Below are 18,043 nucleotides of genomic sequence, written 5' to 3'. Positions count from 1 at the left end.
GAGATAAATCGATTAACCTGTTAACCACAACCTGATAAACAAGATTAACCTCATAAAATGGTGTATTTGATCGCCAAAATGGGCGAAATATGTGATCATGACGGCAATTTCATCATGGCAAGTTAACAGCCAAAGGTTAATCGATATACCTTTGAGGCCTACTCCCTGACAGGATCCATCCCATGAGCAATGTGACCGTTGCCGACATCGCCCGCCATCTGGGGGTGTCGACTGCCACCGTCTCCATGACCCTGCGCAACAAGGGGCGCATCTCCGAGCACACCCGCCAGCGGGTACTCAGGGCCATCGACGAGCTCGGCTATGTCTACAACCAGACCGCCGCCAACCTGCGCAACAAGAGCAGCAACCAGGTCGGTCTGTTGCTGCACGACATCACCAACCCCTTCTATGCGGAGATGACGGCGGGCCTCAGCCGGGAGATGGAGCATCACGATCTGATGCTGTTTCTGGCCAACAGCGAGGAGTCGGCCACCCGGCAGCAGCAGTTCACCGACTCGCTGCAGCGCAACAACGCCGCCGGCATGGTGATCTGCGCCACCCAGACCACTCCCCGCAGCTTCTTCGAGAGCCTGCAGCGCCGCCGCATGCCCACCATTCTGATCGTGCGGCCGGTGCCGGACGTGGCGATCGACTTCGTCGGCACCGACAACTTCCTGGGCTGCCAGCTGGCGACCGAACACCTGCTGAAGCTGGGCCACCGCCACATCGCCTTTGTCGGGGGCAACCCCGCCTCCATCAGTCGCTCCCAGCGCCTCGGCGGCTACATGAGCAAGTTGCTCGAACACGGCATCTCTCCCAGGCCGGAGTGGATCATCGGCTGCGGCGCCAGCCGGGTGGAAGGCACCCGCGCCATCACGGCGCTGCTGGAACAGCATCCCGAGGTGACGGCGGCGGTCTGCTATCAGGACGTGGTGGCGCTCGGCGCCATTCTGGCGCTGCGCAAGCTGGGGCGGGTCATCGGTCAGAACTTTGCACTGGTGGGCTTTGACGATCTGCCGGAGACGGCGCTGGTAGACCCGCCCCTCACCACCGTCTCGGTGGCGTCGCGGGAGATCGGCCGAAAAGCCGGCGAACTGCTGCTCGAGCGGATGGCCGGCAACGACGAACCCGCCAAGAGCATCATACTGCCCCCCACCCTGGTGGTGCGCCAATCCTGCGGCAGCCCCTAGCGGGCCGCCGCACACGCTGTTTCAAGTGGCTTGCCCCGCAGAAGTGACAATGCGGGGCGTGCCATCCTCCCCGGCCAGCACCCGCAGGCCAAAGCCGCGTGTTCCCAACGCACCGTAATCGTGACCGGCGACGGCGGGCCAGACCGCCAGCGCCGAGAGCTGCGTCTCGCCGGTGTTGATGAGTCGATGGGCCACATGGCCAGGGATATGGTGAACGCTGCCGGCAAAGACCTGCTCCAGCCGGCAGACACCGGCCATATCCTGAAGCAGCAACACCCCCTGCCCGCACAACCCGAAGTAGTATTCCGCCTGCTCGGCGCGTGCATGGAGATGACCGCGGGTCATGAAGAACTCCTGGCCAACCCGGCCCGCCTCCAGATAGGTGACCCCCATATTGAGATCCCCCTCGCCGCCATGGCCGGGCAACATGGCAACCCGATAGAGCCGTGTCTCTGACGGGAGCGCCGCCTCGGCATGCGGGTCAACAAAGAGGCCCTGCAGGTCAGCCAGGGTGGTGCTCTTTTCCACCAGCTCGGCGCCAGCGAGTCTACCGGTCGCAAAGTCAAGAATGGGGGGGATCATGGGGATCATCATCTGCTCCTGGGGATCGGGTTATCGACAGGCGCGTCGGCGCCCTTCGGGGTCCCACGCTAGAGGGTTAATCCATTAACCACAAACCAGATTGCCCTTTCCTCGTCACTTTTTTGGACAATAAATGTGGGCAATAAAAAAGCGGCCCAAAGGCCGCTCTCTTGTATGGCGTGTTGCTGGTTAGCGGATTATGCCGTGGCCAGTTTGGCCTGCTCTTCACCGCGCTTGAGCATGGCGTAGGAGACGCCGGTCAGCAGCGAGCCTGCCGCAATCGCCACGATATACATCATGACGTTGCTGATGGCGTGCGGGATGAACAGCACGAACAGACCACCGTGGGGCGCCATCAGCTCGCAACCGAACAGCATGGAGAGCGCACCGGTCAGGGCGCCGCCGACCATGCAGGCCGGGATGACCCGCATCGGATCCTTGGCGGCAAACGGGATGGCCCCCTCGGAGATGAAGCACAGACCCAGCACGAAGGAGGCTTTGCCTGCTTCCTGCTCAGCCTTGATGAACTTGGTGCGGGCCAGGAAGGTGGCGATCCCCATCCCCAGCGCCGGCACCATGCCGGCGGCCATCACGGCAGCCATGGGGGCGTAGGTTTTGGAGGCCAGCAGGCCGACCCCGAAGGCGTAGGCCGCCTTGTTGACCGGGCCACCCATGTCGAAGCACATCATGGCGCCGATGATGACACCCAGCAGCACGGCGTTGGCGGAGCCCATATTGTTGAGGAAGGTGGTCATGGCATTCATGATGCCGGCCACCGGGCCACCCACCACGTAGATCATCACCAGGCCGGTAAACAGGCTGGCAAACAGCGGAATAATCAGGATCGGCTTGAGCGCTTCCAGGGTCACCGGCAGGCGTACCTTGTCGCTCAGGTACTTGGCGCTGTAACCGGCCAGGAAACCGGCCACGATGCCGCCGAGGAAACCGGCGCCCAAGGAACTTGCCAGCATGCCGCCGATCATGCCGGGAGCGAGGCCCGGACGGTCAGCGATGGAGTAGGCAATGTAGCCGGCCAGCACCGGGATCATCAGGGCAAAGGCGGAGCCGCCACCGATCTTCATCAGGGCCGCGGCCAGAGTGCCTTCCACCTTGAACGCCTCGATCCCGAACACGAACGAAAGCGCGATGATGAGGCCACCCGCCACCACCATGGGCAGCATGAAGGAGACCCCGGTCAGCAGGTGCTTGTAGGGGCCAGCCTTCTCTTCTTTCTTGGGTTGGCTGGCACCGCTGTGGCGATAGGTTTTCGCCTCGCTCCAGGCCTTGTCGAGCTCGGCACGGGTTTTCTTGAGCGCCGCACCGGTACTGGTGCGATAGACCGGCTTGCCGTCGAAACGGGCCATGTCCACCTCGATGTCGGTGGCGAGGAACACCAGATCGGCAGCGGCAATTTCCTCGGCAGTCAGGGCGTTCTGGGCACCGACCGAACCCTGGGTCTCGACCCGGATCTGATGACCCAGCTGTTTGGCCATGGTCTCCAGCGCTTCTGCCGACATAAAGGTGTGAGCCACCCCGGTCGGGCACGCAGTCACCGCCACGATGCGCTTGCCAGCGGCGGCCGGTTTGGCGGCAGCATTGGCAACGGCGGAGGCGGCTTGATGGCGATAGACGCTGGCGCCGCTGGCGGCGGCTTCCAGCAAGGCGGCCGGATCCTGCAAGGCAAGATCCATGCTGCCCTGATAGACCCGTTTGCCATCATAGGCGGCGAGATCCACCGGAGCGCTGGCAACAACCAGCACCAGGTCGGCCGCGGCAATCTGCGCCTTGTCCGGTACCTGACGGGGCTGCACACTGGAGCCGACGTCGAGGGTGAGCTCCCAGCCAGCCAGTTTGGCCTGCTGTTCTATCCGTTTTGCAGCGAGAAAGCTGGTGGCAATGCCCGCCGGGCAAGCCGTAACCAAGATTGCTTTCATTGGGCATCTCCTGAGTTTTCCATTGAGGGGGTATGGCATTGAAACGGTGCCAGCGCATCCAGACGCTGTACGCGCACCTGTTCAAGCAAGGGGTTGAGCACACTGATATCGCTAAAACCGACCGCCACCTGACTGACCGCCAGCGCGGAGACGGCAGTGGCCAGCCGCAGGGTCTGCTCCGGCGTCCAGCCAAGGCTGAGACCATGGGCGAGACCTGCCACCAGGGAATCGCCGGCACCAACCGTGCTGACCACCTGCATGCGCGGCGGAATCGCCTGCCAGACGGCATCCGGTGCAAACCAGATGAGGCCATCGGCGCCGTTGGAGATCACCACGTTGGGGATCCCGCTTGCCTGTAGCGCGCGGGCACATTCGGCCTGCTCGCTCAAAGTCTTGATGGGGCGGCCCGCCCACTGGCTCAGCTCCTCCAGATTGGGTTTGACCAGGGTCGGCGCCGCCTTGATCCCTTCGCTTAAGGCCGCGCCGCTGCAATCGAAGATCACCTGCTTGCCCTTGGCCTTGAGCAGGCGGATCAGATGGGCGCAGTAATCGGGGGCCACCCCTTTGGGCAGGCTGCCCGCCAGCACGAACCAGTCGGCGCGCGCTGTCAGCTCATCGATGGCCTGCTCCAGGGCGCTCACTTCTCCTTGGTGGATGGTGAGCCCCGGCAGATTGAGATCGGTGACCCGACCGGATTGCTCGGAGATCTTGACGTTGATGCGGGTGTTGCCCGCCACTCGCACAAAGTGATCATCCAGCGCCCGCTCTGCAAACAGGGAGACAAAGCTCTGCTGGTTATCGGCGCCAAGCCAGCCGGTGACGCCCACCTTGCGGCCCAAGTCCTTGAGCACCATGGCAACGTTGATCCCCTTGCCCGCCGCACGCAGGTTGGCCTCGCTCACCAGGTTCACCTCGCCCAGACTCATCGCCTCGAGACGGGTGGTGAGATCGAGCGCCGGATTGAGGGTGATCGTCACTATGTCCATCAGTGCGCCCCCTCGCCCAGCCCGGCCGCAATGGCGGCGCCTATGCCCTTGAGCGCCGCTTCGGCATCCGGGCCTTCGACGCGAAACGCCAGACGGTGCCCGCACTTGACGCCCAGACCGATGACCTTCATCAGGCTCTTGGCGGAGACCGCCTCGCCACTGCCATCCAGATTCGCCACGCGGATGTCGGATTCATACTCCTTGGCCACCTTGACCAGCATGGCGCCCGGACGGGCGTGCAACCCGTGGGGGTTGATGATGGTGAAGGTGTCGGACAGACCGCTGGCCGGCCCCGCTTGCAGCATGGCCAGTCCCTCGTTGCCCGCCAGCGTGGCCAGCTGACCGGCAGCCGCCAGTTTGGCCAAATTGTCGAGCTGCGCCAGATGGCTGCTATCTGCGGCGCACAGCAGCAGCAGGGCGCTGACCGGTTGTTCCCCTGCGTTCAGTGCAGTGCTCGGGGTGGCCAGCACCCAGCCGGTCTGGGCGGCTTGTGCCCGCGCCAGCCAGATGCCCTCGCCCAGGTAGGCGGGTTCACTTGCCAACAGGGCGCTCACCATGGCGGCATCGCCCCAGCCGGCGGACTTGGCGCGGGCGGCTGCGCCCAGCAACAGCTGGTCGCGATCGTCCGCCGGGAAGTCGGCCAGGGCCAGGAACTGCACCTCTTTGGCCGCCGTCGCACCGGTCAGGATATTGATGATGGTGTCGGCATCGGTGGCCTCTTTCAATTGCGCCGCCGCCTGCTCGTCACCCAGCACGTGGGTGAGCTGGCGCAAAATGCCCAGATGCTCGTCGGATTTGGCGGCGATGCCGATGGCGACGTAGGCGATTTGCCCCTCGTCCCACTCGATCCCCTGCGGGAACTGGGCCACCATGACGCCGGTGTTCTTCACCAGATGCCGGGTGTCGGTGGTGCCGTGGGGAATGGCGATGCCGCTGCCAAGATAGGTGGCGTGCTGCGCTTCACGCGCCAGCATGCCATCTACATATCCCGCTTCCACCAGACCGGCTTCGGTCAGTTTGCCTGCCAACAGGGCAATGGCCTCGGCCTTGGTCGCCACCGACTGCCCCAGCAAGATCTGCTGTCGCGCCAACTTCAACATAGAGATTCTCCATCAGGTGCCGGGCGGCCTGACCGTACCGGCTCATCAAACATAACCATTCGTACCACTCGCCTGCTGACAATAGACCGGATTGCATCCCTTCGCGGGTCATACCCGATTTTTATGCCCGGCCATCGATTGTCTGCTGACAAGCTGAATCGTTTCACTTACACTCAGACTGAATCGTTTCAGCGAATTGATCAAGTACCCACAAAGAGTGCTTTTCAATGATATGATCCCGCGCACACTTTTCGGTGCCCTCACCAGGCAGTGCCCGTGGGCCTTGCAACTCAAACAGAGCCAACATGATGAAACTGGATGAAATCGCCGCCCTCGCCGGTGTCTCGCGCACCACGGCCAGCTATGTGATCAATGGCAAGGCCGACCAATACCGCATCAGCCAGGCCACCCGCGACAAGGTGATGGCGGTGGTCACCGCCCACAACTACCAGCCGGACAGCCGCGCCGCCTCCCTGCGCGGTGGCCAGACCAAGACCCTGGGCTTCATCCTGCCCGACCTGGAGAACGCCAGTTACGCCAAGCTCGCCAAACGGCTGGAGCAAGGGGCGCGGGTTCAGGGTTATCAGCTGCTGATCGTCTGCTCGGAAGATGACCCCGCCACCGAGAAGGAGCTGGCCGAGATGCTGGCCAGCCGCCACGTGGATGCACTGCTGGTGGCCAGTTGCCTGCCACCCGAAGACCCCTTCTACCTCGGCCTGCAGACGCGCGGCATCCAGGTGCTCGCCATCGACCGGGCCATGGCGGCCGACAAGTTCGTCACCGTGGCCAGTGAAAACCAGAAGGCGAGCTGCGATCTCACCGCCTCCCTGCTCTCGCCGGCAATCAAGCACATCGCCCTGATCACCGCGCTGCCGGCGCTCACGATCAGCCGAGAACGCAAAGCAGGCTTCGAGCAGGCCGTCGCCAGCCACAGCACGGCTTGCCATCTGTGTGAAGGGGCCCACTTCTCCCGCGCCGAGGGCTACCGCCTGATCAAGACGCTGCATCTGCAGCTCGGCCAGCTGCCCCAGGCACTGGTGGCCACCTCCTACATCCTGATGGAGGGGGTACTCGACTATCTACTGGAACAGGAGACCGACATGAGCCGGCTGGCCATGGCCACCTTCGGCGACGATCGCCTGCTCGATTTTCTCCCCTTCGGCATCAACTCCCTGCCCCAGCAGCACGATGCCCTCGCCAGCCAGGCGCTGGAGCTGGCCCTCAAGGCGATTGGCGGTGAATACCAGTGCGGGTTGCACTATGTGAGCCGTACCCTCAAACGCCGCCGTTAATCCTCTCTACATCGCGCGCCGCTGCGACCCGGTTCGCAGCGGCGCGTTTTTTCACCAGCCAAAGCGCGCTCCTGTCATCTTTTATTTCCACTTATTCTGTCCACCCAGAACAAAATCCGCCTTTACACGCTTGTATCCAACATTTTAATTCGCTAAGTTGGCAACCATCTTTTACAACCAGCGGATTTTTCGTAACGATGGGTTCACTCCGATATTGCTAGCCTCCGGTCTCGACCCCGGAGGCGCCTTGCCAACACCTCATATGCCTGCTGCGCACGGCGCAGTTTCTCGATTCGGATGGACACCATGAATACCAAAACCCTGGGATGTACCCTGTTGATTGCCGGCACCACCATAGGCGCCGGCATGCTGGCCCTGCCGCTGGCTTCCTCCTCCCTTGGCGGACCCGCCACCCTGCTGCTGATGATCGGCCTGTGGGGCCTGATGGCCTTTACCGCCATGCTGCAGGTGGAAGCCAGCCTCAACACCGGCAAGTGGTACCTGCACCAGCTGGCGGATCACCTGCTCGGCCCCTGGGGCAAGCGCATTGCCTCCTTCTGCATCCTGATGCTGTTCTACTCGCTAGCCTCCGCCTACATCAGCGGCGGCAGCAGCCTGCTGGCCCAGGCGCTGGCCGATGCCGGCCTGCCCCTCAGCCAGGAGCAGGCGGCCTGGGCCTTTACCCTGCTGTTTGGCGGCATGGTCTGCGTCGGCACCAAACAGGTGGATTACCTCAACCGACTGATGTTCACCGTCAAGCTGGTGATCATGGTGGGTGTGCTGGCGCTGCTGCTGCCGCGTGCCGAGGGGCAGCACCTGCTCTCCATGCCGCTCGGTCAGGGCTTGTTGCTGGCGGGCCTGCCGGTCATCTTCACCTCGTTCGGCTTTCACGGCTCCATCCCGAGCGTGATGCTCTACTTAGGGGATTGCCCCAAGCAGCTGCGTCGGGTCTTCGTGTGGGGCTCCGCCCTGCCGCTCATCCTCTACGTGCTGTGGCAAATCGCCATCCTGGGGCTGCTCGGTCAGCAATCCCTGATCCAGACCGGCGGGGCGCTGGACAGCCTGCTGGCCAACGTCGGCAACCTGGTGAGCTGGCCTGCCTTCAACCAGGCGATGCATCTGTTCGCCGATCTGGCGCTGGCCACCTCCTTCCTCGGGGTGACGCTGGGACTGTTCGACTTTATGGCCAAGGTGACCCGTCGCAAGGACAACTGGCAGGGCCGCACCCAGACCGGCCTCATCACCTTCGTGCCGCCGTTGCTGTTTGCCCTCTACTTCCCGCAGGGCTTCATCATGGCGCTCGGCTACGCCGCCATCGCGCTGGCGGTGCTGGCGGTGCTGCTGCCGGTGACCCTGGTGTGGCAGAGCCGCAAGCGGGCCGAGGCGCACCACTACCGTGCCCCGGGCGGCGTGCTGGCCCTGGGCCTTGCCGGCGCCATGGGGGTGCTGATCGTCGGGGTGCAGATAAGCGTCAGCATGGGACTGCTGCCCGCGCTCTAAGCCAGAGTCGGTGCATGCCCTAAAGCAAAAGCACAAAAGCCCCACCAACCCAGTTGGCGGGGCTTTTTCTATGCCATCGGTATATGCCATCGATATAAAGGGGTCCGCCTGCGCGGTGATCATCTCCTTGATGCATCAAACGTTCATATATGCACCATCATCGACACCCTGTATATATATGAACAATTCTTGTACACTGATAACAGATCGCCTTTTTGGCAACAGAACACACGCTCAATCCAGCAAGGAGCCTGACATGGTCGCAACCGCACACCTTCAACGGCAAGATGGCGCCGTTGATCCCAGCAAGGCGCTGCCGGTGGTGTTTCGCATCCTGGACAAATGGCAGTGCAACACAGATGAACAGTTGCGACTGCTCGGCATCTCTTCGCGTTCAACTTTGAACAAGTACAAGGAGTCCCACGGCGGGATCAGACTGAGTGCGGATCTGCAGGAGCGAATGAGCTACCTGCTCAACATTCACAAGAGCCTGCGGGTACTGTTCAGCGCGGACGAGAGCATCTATGGCTGGGTGCGCAAGTCCAACAGCCACCCCTTCTTCGCCGGCCGCAGCGCCATGGAGGTGATGCAGGGTGGCAGGGTGGCCGATCTCTATGAAGTCGCTACCCGCCTGCACGCCTGGCGCGGAGGCATGGCCTGATGCAGACGCCCCCACAGCGCGCATTCAAGGACGAGTCCGCCTACCGGATCATCCCGAGCCGCTACCCCACCATCTGCCTCTATGAGGATGTGGCCAACGCCGACGAACTGGAGGCAGTCTGGGCCATCGAAGCGCTGACCAACGACAGGTTGAGGGAAGAGGCCGGCGAGCTGACGCGGGTGCCGAAAGCGGACTGGCTGGTGGGCTTGGCCGGCGGCAGCCATGTGATGGCTGCCTTCACTCACCTCAATCCAGAAGGGGCCCGCTTCACCACCGGCGATTTTGGCGGTTATTACTGCGCCCCCAGCCTCGACACCGCCATCAAGGAGACGGTCTACCACCAGGAGCGCGTCTTCGGCTACACCCGTGAACCCGCCCAGAAGGTGCAGATGCGGGTGATCCATGCCGAGTTCAGCGCCAGCCTTATCGACATTACCGGCGAGGCCTTTCTCGCCACACCGCTCTACCATGCGACCGACTACGGGTATTCCCAGGCCTTCGCCCGCGAGCAGAAAGCCCTGGATGTGGACGGCATCTGTTACCGCTCGGTGCGCCACAGCGGCCACGACTGCTACCTGCTCTATCGCCCGCGCCTGGTCAGTCGCGTTCATCAGCCCCGCCATCTGGAGTACCACTGGAACGGCAGCGCCATCGCCAACGTGCTGCAGATCACGCTCTATGGCGAGTGACGGGCACTGCCCGCCTCACTCGACCGATTCCCGGATATAGAAAAGCCCCGCCAGAGTGGCGGGGCTTTTTACATCAACCGAACGAGGGATCAGGCTCCCAGGCCGCTTACTGGTTGTGGGTAGCGCGACGGGGACGACGAGCCTGAGCCGGTTTGCCGGCGCCGCCTTCAGGGCGCTGGCCACCCTGGGGCTTGGGCTTGCCACCGTTGCCGGAGCGGTTACCGCCGCCATTGCCACCGTTGGCAGAGCGACCGGCGCCCTGACGCTGGCCTTGACCTTGCGGGCGCGGCGCACGGCGCTGCTCGCTCGGATCGCGCGGCTCTTTGCGCAGCGGCGCACCGATGCCACGGGCGATGTTGTCGAGGGTCTCGCGGGAGGCTTCAAAACCGGCCACCTGCTCGCACGGAATGTTCTGCTTGGTCAGCCGCTCGATAGCCTTGATAAGCTTGCCTTCATCGGCCGCAACCAGGGAGATGGCGTGACCGGCAGCGCCAGCACGGCCGGTACGGCCGATACGGTGCACGTAATCTTCCGCCACGTTCGGCAACTCGAAGTTGACTACCTGCGGCAGCTTGTCGATGTCCAGACCACGGGCAGCGATGTCGGTCGCCACCAGCACCTTGACGCTGCCATCCTTGAAACCGGCCAGGGCGCGGGTACGGGCACCCTGGCTCTTGTTACCGTGGATGGCGGCGGCGCTGACGCCGTTCTTGTCGAGGGTCTCGGCAACGCGGTTGGCCATGTGCTTGGTACGGGTGAACACCAGCACCTGCTGCCAGTTGTTGCTGGTGACCAGATGGCTCAGCAGGGCAATCTTGTTGGCCTTGTCGCAGGGGTGTACCAATTGCTCGATACGCTCGGCGGTGCTGTTGCGCGGGGTCACTTCGATCACCGCCGGGTTGTCCAGCAGGCCGGTGGCCAGCTCGCGGATCTCGTCGGCGAAGGTGGCGGAGAACAGCAGGTTCTGGCGCTTCTTCGGCAAGAGGGCCAGGATGCGGCGGATGTCGCGGATAAAGCCCATGTCGAGCATGCGATCCGCTTCGTCCAGCACCAGGATTTCCACTTCGTCGAACTTGACGGCGTTCTGGTTGTAGAGATCCATCAGGCGGCCCGGGCAGGCCACCAGCACGTCCAGACCACGGCGGGTGGCCATCATCTGCGGGTTGATGCTCACGCCGCCAAATACCACGTGGCTGCGGATCGGCAGGTGCTTGCCGTAATTGCGCACGCTCTCGCCCACCTGGGCGGCCAGCTCGCGGGTCGGGGTCAGCACCAGGGCACGAATGCGATTCGGGGAGACCTTGCGCTTGCTTTCAGTCAGACGCTGCAGCATCGGCAGGGTAAAACCTGCGGTCTTGCCGGTCCCGGTCTGGGCGGCGGCCATCAGATCACGGCCAGCCAGTACCGCCGGGATCGCTTGTTGCTGAATGGGAGACGGGGTGTCGTAGCCTTGCTCGGCAACGGCACGCAACAAGGGTTCGGCCAGACCGAGGGAAGTAAAACTCATAGTTACCTGCTAGGGATAGGGGCGCCGACAATCCGGGATGGGGCTCCTCTGCTGAGCCGATGCCATCTCGCCAGACTCGGGCCTGTTGAGAACACAACGATTTCCCCGGGGAGCAGAGCAAAGGGGAAAGAATAGGGGCGCAGTCTAACGGAGTTATTGAGGAGAAACGAGAAAAATGTGACGTTCCTCCCAGCATGTTTGCCAAAAGCAGGTCACCGTCCCGCCCGGAAAAGCCGCTCAAGAACTCATTCGAATCAGGCTATGCTTGATGCCAGATAACGGCGATACCGCCGCATCCGTCCTGTACAAGGAGGTTCAGGTTCATGCGTGTTCATCTTCTGTCGGCCGCCCCTGGCTGGCTCTTGCTCTTCCTGCTGGCAGTTGGGCTCTCTCTGCCGCTGCAGGCCAAGCCCAGGCTGTCGGTGGCCTGGAGCCACTGGCCCCCGTTCAGTTACATCAATCCCCAGGGGACGCTGGATGGGCTGGACGTCACCCTGACCCGCCAGATCTTGAGTCAGGCGGGGCTGGAATCCCACTTTCGCAACCTGCCCTGGGCCAGGGCCATCCATCTGCTCGAGCAGCAGCAGCTAGACGTGGCCATGGGGGCGCTCGATACGCCGGAGCGGCGCGCCTTTGCCCGCTTCTCGGTGCCCTATCGGCGCAGTACCTTCGTGCTGCTGAGCAACAACCCCATCCCGGGCCAGCGTGATCCCTGGCTGGCGGTGTCAGACCTGTCGCAGCTTTGCCAGCAAAGCCAACTGCGCCTTGGCAAGCTGCGCGGCACCCGCCCCATCCAGTTGATGGAAGCGTGTCCCGCCCTCAAGCAGGCGAGCGAATACAACGCGGATGACCGACTGGTCGATCTGCTGCTGGCCCGTCGGTTGGACGGCGTCATCATGGAGTGGCAATACGCTCGCTACCGGCTGCAACAGCTGGGGGCCGACGGCTTTATCCGCTGTCAGTTGCTGCTCCATCACCAACCGGTCAGCCTGATGTTTGCCAACTCGGCCGTCACCGACGAGCAGCTCGCCCGAGTCAATGAGGTGATTGCCGGCCTGCCCCCACCCGGCCGTGATGTGGCACCGCCCCCCTGCCGGCTCGACAACCCGGCGGCTGAGCAGGTAACACCCAACCAATAACCCAGCGCGATGAAGGCCCATGAAAAAGGCGACCCTGAGGTCACCTTTTGACTGTGACTGCGTCTGCACCACTCGATCAACCGAGCGGTAAGCAGGCCGATCAGCGCAGTTGCGGGGTATGGGTCAACACGCCCTGGTTCTGGGCACGGTGGCGCAGCAGGTGATCCATCAGTACCAGTGCCAGCATCGCCTCGGCGATGGGCACGGCACGGATGCCGACGCAAGGATCATGGCGCCCCTTGGTGATCATCTCGGTGGCCTCGCCCTCGGTGGTGATGGTCTTGCCCGGAACCGTGATGCTGGAGGTGGGCTTTAAGCCTAAGCTCACCACGATATCCTGGCCGGATGAAATACCGCCCAGAATGCCGCCCGCATGGTTGCTGGCAAAGCCGGCCGGGGTCATCTCGTCACGGTGCTCGGAGCCTTTTTGCTCCACCACCGCGAACCCGTCGCCAATCTCCACCCCTTTCACCGCATTGATGCCCATCATGGCATGGGCGATGTCGGCGTCGAGGCGATCGAACACCGGCTCACCCAGTCCCACCGGCACATTGCTGGCGATGACCTGCACCTTGGCACCGATACTGTTGCCCTCTTTCTTCAAGTCGCGCATGTATTGATCGAGCGCTTCCAGCTTGCCAGCATCGGGGAAGAAGAAGGGATTCTGCTCGATCTGGGCCGCGTCGAAGGCTTCTGCCTTGATGGGGCCAAGCTGGGAGAGAAAACCGGTGATCTCGATGCCGTGCACCTGTTTCAGGTACTTCTTGGCAATGGCTCCCGCCGCCACCCGCATCGCGGTTTCACGGGCGGAGGAGCGACCGCCGCCGCGATAGTCGCGCTGGCCATACTTCTGGTGATAGGTGTAATCGGCGTGGCCCGGGCGGAACAAGTCCTTGATGTCGGAGTAGTCCTTGGAGCGCTGATCGGTGTTCTCGATCAAGAGCCCGATGGAGGTACCGGTGGTCTTGCCCTCGAACACCCCGGAGAGGATCTTCACCTCGTCCGGCTCGCGGCGCGGCGTGGTGTAGCGGGAGGTGCCGGGCTTGCGCCGGTCCAGATCCCCCTGCAGATCCGCTTCGCTGATCTCCAGTCCCGGCGGGCAGCCGTCGACCACGGCGCCCAGCGCCAGGCCGTGGCTCTCGCCGAAGGTCGTCACACGAAAGAGTTGGCCGAAACTGTTCCCTGCCATGAGTGCTCCTGCTTAGCTCTTGTAAATCGCGAAATAGTCCTGGTATTGCACCAGATCGGCACGGCTCATCACGAACACGCCGTGACCACCGTTCTCGAACTCGACCCAGGTAAAGGGTACGTCCGGGAACTGGGCTTCCAGATGGATCATGCTGTTGCCCACCTCGACCACCAGCACGCCATCCTCTTTGAGGAAGTCGGCGGCATTGGCCAGCAGGCGTTTGGTGAGTTTGAGGCCGTCAGAGCCGGAGGCCAGCGCCAGCTCGGGTTCGTGACGAAACTCGTCCGGCAGATCCGACATGTCTTCGGAATCCACGTAGGGCGGGTTGGAGACGATGAGATCGTACTTGTCGCCGACCGGCAGATCGCGGAACAGATCGGAGCGGATCGGAATGACCTGCTGCTCCAGCCCGTGATCGTTGATGTTACGCTCGGCCACGTTGAGGGCATCGACACTGATGTCGATGGCATCCACTTCGGCTTGTGGGAACTCGTGGGCCATGATGATGGCGATGCAGCCGGAGCCGGTGCACAAGTCCATGATCCGGGTCGGTTCATGCTTGAGGAAGGGGGCGAAGCGGTTGGCCACCATCTCGGCGATGGGGGAACGGGGAATCAGCACCCGCTCGTCCACGTAGAACTCCCAACCGGCATACCAGGCCTTGTTGGTCAGGTAGGCGGCCGGTACCCGCTCCTGCACGCGGCGGATGATGAGCTCGGCGATGCGGTGCCGTTCGCTGGTGGTCAGACGGGAGTGGCGCATGCCCGGATCCACGTCCGGCGGCAGATGTAGCGCGGGCAGTACCAGCTGCACGGCTTCATCCCAGGCGTTGTCGGTACCATGTCCGTAGAAGATCCCGGCGTCGTTGAAACGACTCATGGCCCAGCGCAACATGTCCTGGATGGTGTGCATCTCGGCAACCACCTCATCGATAAATATCTTGTCCAAATCCACCTCCAAGTCGAGTAATATCCGGCCCGAGAATTCTATACAGCGAGCAAGACGAGTACCTGATGAAAAAAACGCCCTCACCGACAGACGAGGAAACCCAGCTGTTCCGCGATGCGATAAAAGGTACCCGGAAAATCAAGCAAGATACCATAAGGGCCGACCTGCGCCCGGTCAAGCAGAAACGCGAACTGCGTGAGAGCCGCGAAAAGCTTGGGGTTGACCACTATTTCAGCGATGAGTACCAACCCCATCTCGAGGCCGATGGACCGACCCGTTACGTGCGTGAAGATGTGTCAAAATTCGAGCTGAAAAAGCTCAAGCGCGGCAGCTATCCGCCGGAGATCTACCTGGACCTGCACGGCATGAACCAGCAGCAGGCCAAACAGGAGCTGGCAGCCCTGCTGACTCTCTGCCAAAAAGAGAACATCCACGTCGCCTCCGTGATGCACGGCATCGGCAAACATATCCTCAAGCAGCGCATCCCAAGCTGGCTGGCCCAGCACCCCAACGTGCAGGCGTTCCATCAGGCCCCCCGCGAGTGGGGCGGCGACAGCGCCATCCTGGTGCTGCTGGATATCGAGGAGTAACGCTCCTGCCTTCTGGCATGCTCTGACGAACAGAGCAGCATAAAAAACTACCGCGACCTGGCGGTGGTTTTTTTATGGGCGCAGGCGCCTCCCCTAGCCTGCCGCTTCCACATAACGCTTGAAGTTGTCGAGGATCCCCTGCCAGCCCGCCTGCTGCTGAGCCGGGGTGTGGCTCGTCTCGGCATCGAAGGTTTCCTGCACCCAGGTGCCGCCCGGTTCGCTCGCAAACTGCACATCCACCTCGCGCCCGTCATCCATCACGAACGAGAGGCGGGTCGGCGCCTCCACCCGGGTAAAGGTGCCGGTGAAATCAAAACCGGCGCTGCCATCCTTGGCGGCCATGTGATGGCAGAAACGCCCGCCCACCACCAAGTCGACCCGACTGCCAGTGGTGTGCCAGTCACTGGAGGCTGCATTCCATCTGGCGATGCAGTCCGGATCGTTCCAGGCCCACCAGACGGCCTCTATCTCCTGCTCGATATGTGCCTCGATGCTGATCTTCATGACGCGCTCCGTGCTAGTTTGCTGTGGGAAGACTGGCCATGCCGGCCAGCTCGCTTGCAGATGCCTGCAAGTAAAGCCCAGCGGATGGCGCCGAGCCAGTCCTTCTGGCAGGGCTCATCACCGCCAACCCAGTGGCAAGGCGTTGTTCTGCCTGCGGGACAAGGATCAAAAACGGCCGCACTATACTGAATATCAATACGTTATTCGCCATGGAGGTTGCATGTTCACACAGGGTTCCCATGCCGACATCAAGTCGTCTCTCGATGCCATCGGTGCCGCCGTTGCGGTGTTTTCCCTCGACGACGACGATCGCTTTACCCTGATCTCCGCCAACGACACCTTTGCCCAAGCCTTCGAGCTGGATGTGCTCGGCAGCATCGGCAAACGCCTGAACGAAATGTTTCCCCGCTACATCACCGGCAGCATCGAGCAGCCGATGCACGAGTGCGTGAGCCAGCAGACGGGGCTCGAGAGCGAGCTGCCCATCGACACCCTGTCGCGCACCAGCTGGTGGCGATTTGTCATCTCCCCCATCATTCCCGAGCAGTCCCGCATCACTCGCATCATGGTCACCGCCATCGACATCACCGCCAAAAAGCAGCTGGAGGAGGCGCTCAAGATGAGCCGCAAGCGCTTCGAGGCGGTGGTCAACTCCGCCTACGACGGCATCATCAGCGTCAACAGCGAGTCGCGCATCGAACTTATCAACACCGCTGCCTGCGAGATGTTCGGGGTGGACGAAAGCTACCTCGGCAAACGGCTGGAGACCCTGCTGCCCCAGCGCTTTCGGGCCAACCACGACGGCTACTTCAAGGCCTTCAGCAACTCCCCCATCAACTCGCGCCCCATGCATGCCCGCGCCTCCGTGATGGGGCTGCGCCGCGACGGCAGCGAATTTCCGCTGGAGGTGACCATCGCCAAGATCAACCTGGGTCAGACCACCGAGATGACCGCCATTCTGCGGGATATCTCGGAGCGGGCCCGGCTGGTGGAGGAGCTCAAGGTGGCGGCTACCACGGATCCCCTCACCGGGATCGCCAACCGGCGCCGCTTCGACGAGCTGGTCAAGCTGGAGATGCAGCGCTGCCAGCGCTTCGGCCACACCATGAGCCTGCTGTTGATCGACATCGATCACTTCAAGCAGATCAACGACACCTATGGCCACCAGCAAGGGGATCAGGCCATTCTCAGCCTGGTCAGACGGGTCGCCAAACAGCTGCGGGAGGTGGACATGCTGGGCCGCTGGGGTGGCGAGGAGTTCATCGTGCTGCTGCCGGAAACCTCGCTGGAGCTGGCCTGGGCCAGTGCGGAGCGGATCCGCCTCGCCGTCGAGTCGCAGCTGCATCAGCTGGGCGCAGGCACCGAGGTGCCGCTCACCATCAGCATCGGCATCAGTGCCAGCCTGGGCCCGCAGGATACGGTGGAGCGCATGGTGCGCCGGGCCGATACCGCCCTCTATCTGGCCAAGAAACAGGGACGCAACTGCTCAAGGAAGGCACTGCCAGACGCCCCCTGACAGGCAATACGCGTCAGGCCTGAGAAACACTTATCAGGCCTGGCGCTTCTGGCTCAATTCAAGGCCGCGACGCCATGTTCATTGCCCGGCCGGGCAAAGAGACCCAGTGGCCCGCCAGCATCGCCACATGCAAGAGACACCTCCAGCACGGCCCCGTTGGCCAGCTGCCACTCGAAGAAGTCGTCAAATCCCGCCACGGTCAGCGCCCGGATCACCTTGGCCACCACGCCGTGTGCCACCAGCAGCACCCGTTCCTGGCAGCCGCTCTGCACCAGTTTTGCCAGTCCCAGCCCGACCCGGGCAATGACTTCGTCCAGCGACTCGCCCCCAGGTGGCGCCTCGGCCCAGCGCCGGGTGATGTTGCGTGCCCACAGCGCAGGGTAACGCTCCCTCGCCTCTTGTTGGGTCAGCCCCTCGAACACCCCGACATGGCGCTCGCGAAAAGCGGGGGCGAGCGTCACCGGCAACCCCAGCTCGTCCGCTACCAGGGCCGCGCTTTGCCGTGCCCGCAGCAAGGGGGAGCTCAGCAGCCGCTGAAACGGAGCCTGCGCCAAGGCCAGCGCCCTTGCCTGCACTCTGATCTGGGCCACCCCGGTGTCACTCAAACCGATATCCAACGCCCCCTGATAGCGCCCCTCGGCATTGGCCGGGGTTTGCCCGTGGCGCATCACCACCAGTTGCATTGTCTGTTCCTTTGATTGCGGCCGATGCTCGCA

Annotated in this window: 17 protein-coding genes; 8 read left to right on the top strand and 9 right to left on the bottom strand. The window is 62.8% G+C overall.

The genetic code is table 11. The features are described from left to right. Positions 1-182: 182 nt before the first annotated feature. On the top strand, positions 183-1,190 hold the full coding sequence (locus tag OKC44_RS09005; RefSeq protein WP_270812361.1) for a LacI family DNA-binding transcriptional regulator: 1,008 nt from the start codon (positions 183-185) through the stop codon (positions 1,188-1,190). 21 nt (positions 1,191-1,211) lie between these two features. Here the strand turns inward: OKC44_RS09005 and OKC44_RS09000 are convergent, their stop codons facing one another. The 4 genes from OKC44_RS09000 to fruB form a co-directional block, all read right to left on the bottom strand. Beyond that, a complete protein-coding gene (locus OKC44_RS09000) occupies positions 1,212-1,784 on the bottom strand; it encodes a glucose-6-phosphate isomerase (RefSeq protein WP_270812359.1) in 573 nt (190 codons plus the stop codon). A 185-nt stretch (positions 1,785-1,969) separates the two neighbouring features. Then, entirely contained in the window at positions 1,970-3,706 is a 1,737-nt protein-coding gene (fruA, locus tag OKC44_RS08995; RefSeq protein ID WP_270812358.1) for a PTS fructose transporter subunit IIBC, read from the bottom strand. Then, positions 3,703-4,692, bottom strand: a complete 990-nt coding sequence (pfkB, locus tag OKC44_RS08990; protein ID WP_270812356.1) for a 1-phosphofructokinase — start codon at positions 4,690-4,692, stop codon at positions 3,703-3,705. The genes fruA and pfkB overlap by 4 nt, the downstream gene beginning before the upstream one ends. After that, on the bottom strand, positions 4,692-5,792 hold the full coding sequence (gene fruB / locus OKC44_RS08985) for a fused PTS fructose transporter subunit IIA/HPr protein (RefSeq protein ID WP_024945270.1): 1,101 nt from the start codon (positions 5,790-5,792) through the stop codon (positions 4,692-4,694). The genes pfkB and fruB overlap by 1 nt, the downstream gene beginning before the upstream one ends. Before the next feature lie 305 nt (positions 5,793-6,097). Between fruB and cra the strand changes: the two genes are divergently transcribed. From cra to OKC44_RS08965, 4 genes are all read left to right on the top strand, one after another. Continuing rightward, the gene (cra, locus tag OKC44_RS08980; protein WP_029303091.1) at positions 6,098-7,084 is read left to right on the top strand and encodes a catabolite repressor/activator; all 987 of its coding nucleotides are present in this window, start codon (positions 6,098-6,100) and stop codon (positions 7,082-7,084) included. 306 nt (positions 7,085-7,390) lie between these two features. Then, complete coding sequence (locus tag OKC44_RS08975) at positions 7,391-8,584, top strand: aromatic amino acid transport family protein (protein ID WP_201886167.1); 1,194 nt, start codon at positions 7,391-7,393, stop codon at positions 8,582-8,584. Positions 8,585-8,840: 256 nt separating this feature from the next. Beyond that, positions 8,841-9,245 (top strand): antitoxin Xre-like helix-turn-helix domain-containing protein, encoded by a 405-nt coding sequence (locus OKC44_RS08970; RefSeq protein ID WP_103826848.1) that lies wholly within the window; start codon positions 8,841-8,843, stop codon positions 9,243-9,245. Then, positions 9,245-9,934 (top strand): RES family NAD+ phosphorylase, encoded by a 690-nt coding sequence (locus OKC44_RS08965; protein WP_270812349.1) that lies wholly within the window; start codon positions 9,245-9,247, stop codon positions 9,932-9,934. The genes OKC44_RS08970 and OKC44_RS08965 overlap by 1 nt, the downstream gene beginning before the upstream one ends. Positions 9,935-10,040: 106 nt before the next feature. Here the strand turns inward: OKC44_RS08965 and OKC44_RS08960 are convergent, their stop codons facing one another. Continuing rightward, positions 10,041-11,441, bottom strand: coding sequence for a DEAD/DEAH box helicase (locus OKC44_RS08960; RefSeq protein WP_024945273.1), 1,401 nt, complete (start codon positions 11,439-11,441; stop codon positions 10,041-10,043). A 323-nt stretch (positions 11,442-11,764) separates the two neighbouring features. On the opposite strand from OKC44_RS08960, the gene OKC44_RS08955 reads away from it, so the two are divergent. Continuing rightward, entirely contained in the window at positions 11,765-12,580 is an 816-nt protein-coding gene (locus OKC44_RS08955) for a substrate-binding periplasmic protein (RefSeq protein WP_219313475.1), read from the top strand. Positions 12,581-12,680: 100 nt separating this feature from the next. Here the strand turns inward: OKC44_RS08955 and aroC are convergent, their stop codons facing one another. Beyond that, on the bottom strand, positions 12,681-13,769 hold the full coding sequence (gene aroC / locus OKC44_RS08950; RefSeq protein ID WP_016350634.1) for a chorismate synthase: 1,089 nt from the start codon (positions 13,767-13,769) through the stop codon (positions 12,681-12,683). Positions 13,770-13,781: 12 nt separating this feature from the next. Then, complete coding sequence (gene prmB / locus OKC44_RS08945) at positions 13,782-14,717, bottom strand: 50S ribosomal protein L3 N(5)-glutamine methyltransferase (protein WP_024945276.1); 936 nt, start codon at positions 14,715-14,717, stop codon at positions 13,782-13,784. A 65-nt stretch (positions 14,718-14,782) separates the two neighbouring features. Between prmB and smrB the strand changes: the two genes are divergently transcribed. Further along, positions 14,783-15,307, top strand: coding sequence for an endonuclease SmrB (gene smrB / locus OKC44_RS08940; RefSeq protein ID WP_011706199.1), 525 nt, complete (start codon positions 14,783-14,785; stop codon positions 15,305-15,307). A 93-nt stretch (positions 15,308-15,400) separates the two neighbouring features. On the opposite strand, the gene OKC44_RS08935 is transcribed toward smrB, so the two are convergent. Beyond that, entirely contained in the window at positions 15,401-15,811 is a 411-nt protein-coding gene (locus OKC44_RS08935) for an SRPBCC family protein (RefSeq protein ID WP_011706200.1), read from the bottom strand. 220 nt (positions 15,812-16,031) lie between these two features. Between OKC44_RS08935 and OKC44_RS08930 the strand changes: the two genes are divergently transcribed. Beyond that, positions 16,032-17,327, top strand: a complete 1,296-nt coding sequence (locus tag OKC44_RS08930) for a sensor domain-containing diguanylate cyclase (RefSeq protein WP_270812343.1) — start codon at positions 16,032-16,034, stop codon at positions 17,325-17,327. A gap of 53 nt (positions 17,328-17,380) precedes the next feature. Here the strand turns inward: OKC44_RS08930 and OKC44_RS08925 are convergent, their stop codons facing one another. Further along, entirely contained in the window at positions 17,381-18,010 is a 630-nt protein-coding gene (locus tag OKC44_RS08925; RefSeq protein WP_270812340.1) for a histidine phosphatase family protein, read from the bottom strand. Positions 18,011-18,043 lie beyond the last annotated feature (33 nt).

Origin of the sequence: Aeromonas sp. S41-2, assembly GCF_027705845.1 — a bacterium.
GTDB lineage: Bacteria > Pseudomonadota > Gammaproteobacteria > Enterobacterales > Aeromonadaceae > Aeromonas > Aeromonas hydrophila.
This window is presented reverse-complemented; position numbering and strand designations above follow the sequence as displayed.

Excerpts from the sequence above, each read along its gene's own strand:
- smrB (WP_011706199.1), top strand. The coding sequence starts at position 14,783 with ATGAAAAAAACGCCCTCACCGACAGACGAGGAAACCCAGCTGTTCCGC.
- pfkB (WP_270812356.1), bottom strand. The coding sequence starts at position 4,692 with ATGGACATAGTGACGATCACCCTCAATCCGGCGCTCGATCTCACCACC.
- OKC44_RS08970 (WP_103826848.1), top strand. The coding sequence starts at position 8,841 with ATGGTCGCAACCGCACACCTTCAACGGCAAGATGGCGCCGTTGATCCC.
- OKC44_RS08955 (WP_219313475.1), top strand. The coding sequence starts at position 11,765 with ATGCGTGTTCATCTTCTGTCGGCCGCCCCTGGCTGGCTCTTGCTCTTC.
- cra (WP_029303091.1), top strand. The coding sequence starts at position 6,098 with ATGATGAAACTGGATGAAATCGCCGCCCTCGCCGGTGTCTCGCGCACC.
- OKC44_RS08965 (WP_270812349.1), top strand. The coding sequence starts at position 9,245 with ATGCAGACGCCCCCACAGCGCGCATTCAAGGACGAGTCCGCCTACCGG.
- OKC44_RS09005 (WP_270812361.1), top strand. The coding sequence starts at position 183 with ATGAGCAATGTGACCGTTGCCGACATCGCCCGCCATCTGGGGGTGTCG.
- OKC44_RS08975 (WP_201886167.1), top strand. The coding sequence starts at position 7,391 with ATGAATACCAAAACCCTGGGATGTACCCTGTTGATTGCCGGCACCACC.
- OKC44_RS08935 (WP_011706200.1), bottom strand. The coding sequence starts at position 15,811 with ATGAAGATCAGCATCGAGGCACATATCGAGCAGGAGATAGAGGCCGTC.
- OKC44_RS09000 (WP_270812359.1), bottom strand. The coding sequence starts at position 1,784 with ATGATGATCCCCATGATCCCCCCCATTCTTGACTTTGCGACCGGTAGA.
- OKC44_RS08925 (WP_270812340.1), bottom strand. The coding sequence starts at position 18,010 with ATGCAACTGGTGGTGATGCGCCACGGGCAAACCCCGGCCAATGCCGAG.
- fruA (WP_270812358.1), bottom strand. The coding sequence starts at position 3,706 with ATGAAAGCAATCTTGGTTACGGCTTGCCCGGCGGGCATTGCCACCAGC.
- aroC (WP_016350634.1), bottom strand. The coding sequence starts at position 13,769 with ATGGCAGGGAACAGTTTCGGCCAACTCTTTCGTGTGACGACCTTCGGC.
- fruB (WP_024945270.1), bottom strand. The coding sequence starts at position 5,792 with ATGTTGAAGTTGGCGCGACAGCAGATCTTGCTGGGGCAGTCGGTGGCG.
- OKC44_RS08930 (WP_270812343.1), top strand. The coding sequence starts at position 16,032 with ATGTTCACACAGGGTTCCCATGCCGACATCAAGTCGTCTCTCGATGCC.
- OKC44_RS08960 (WP_024945273.1), bottom strand. The coding sequence starts at position 11,441 with ATGAGTTTTACTTCCCTCGGTCTGGCCGAACCCTTGTTGCGTGCCGTT.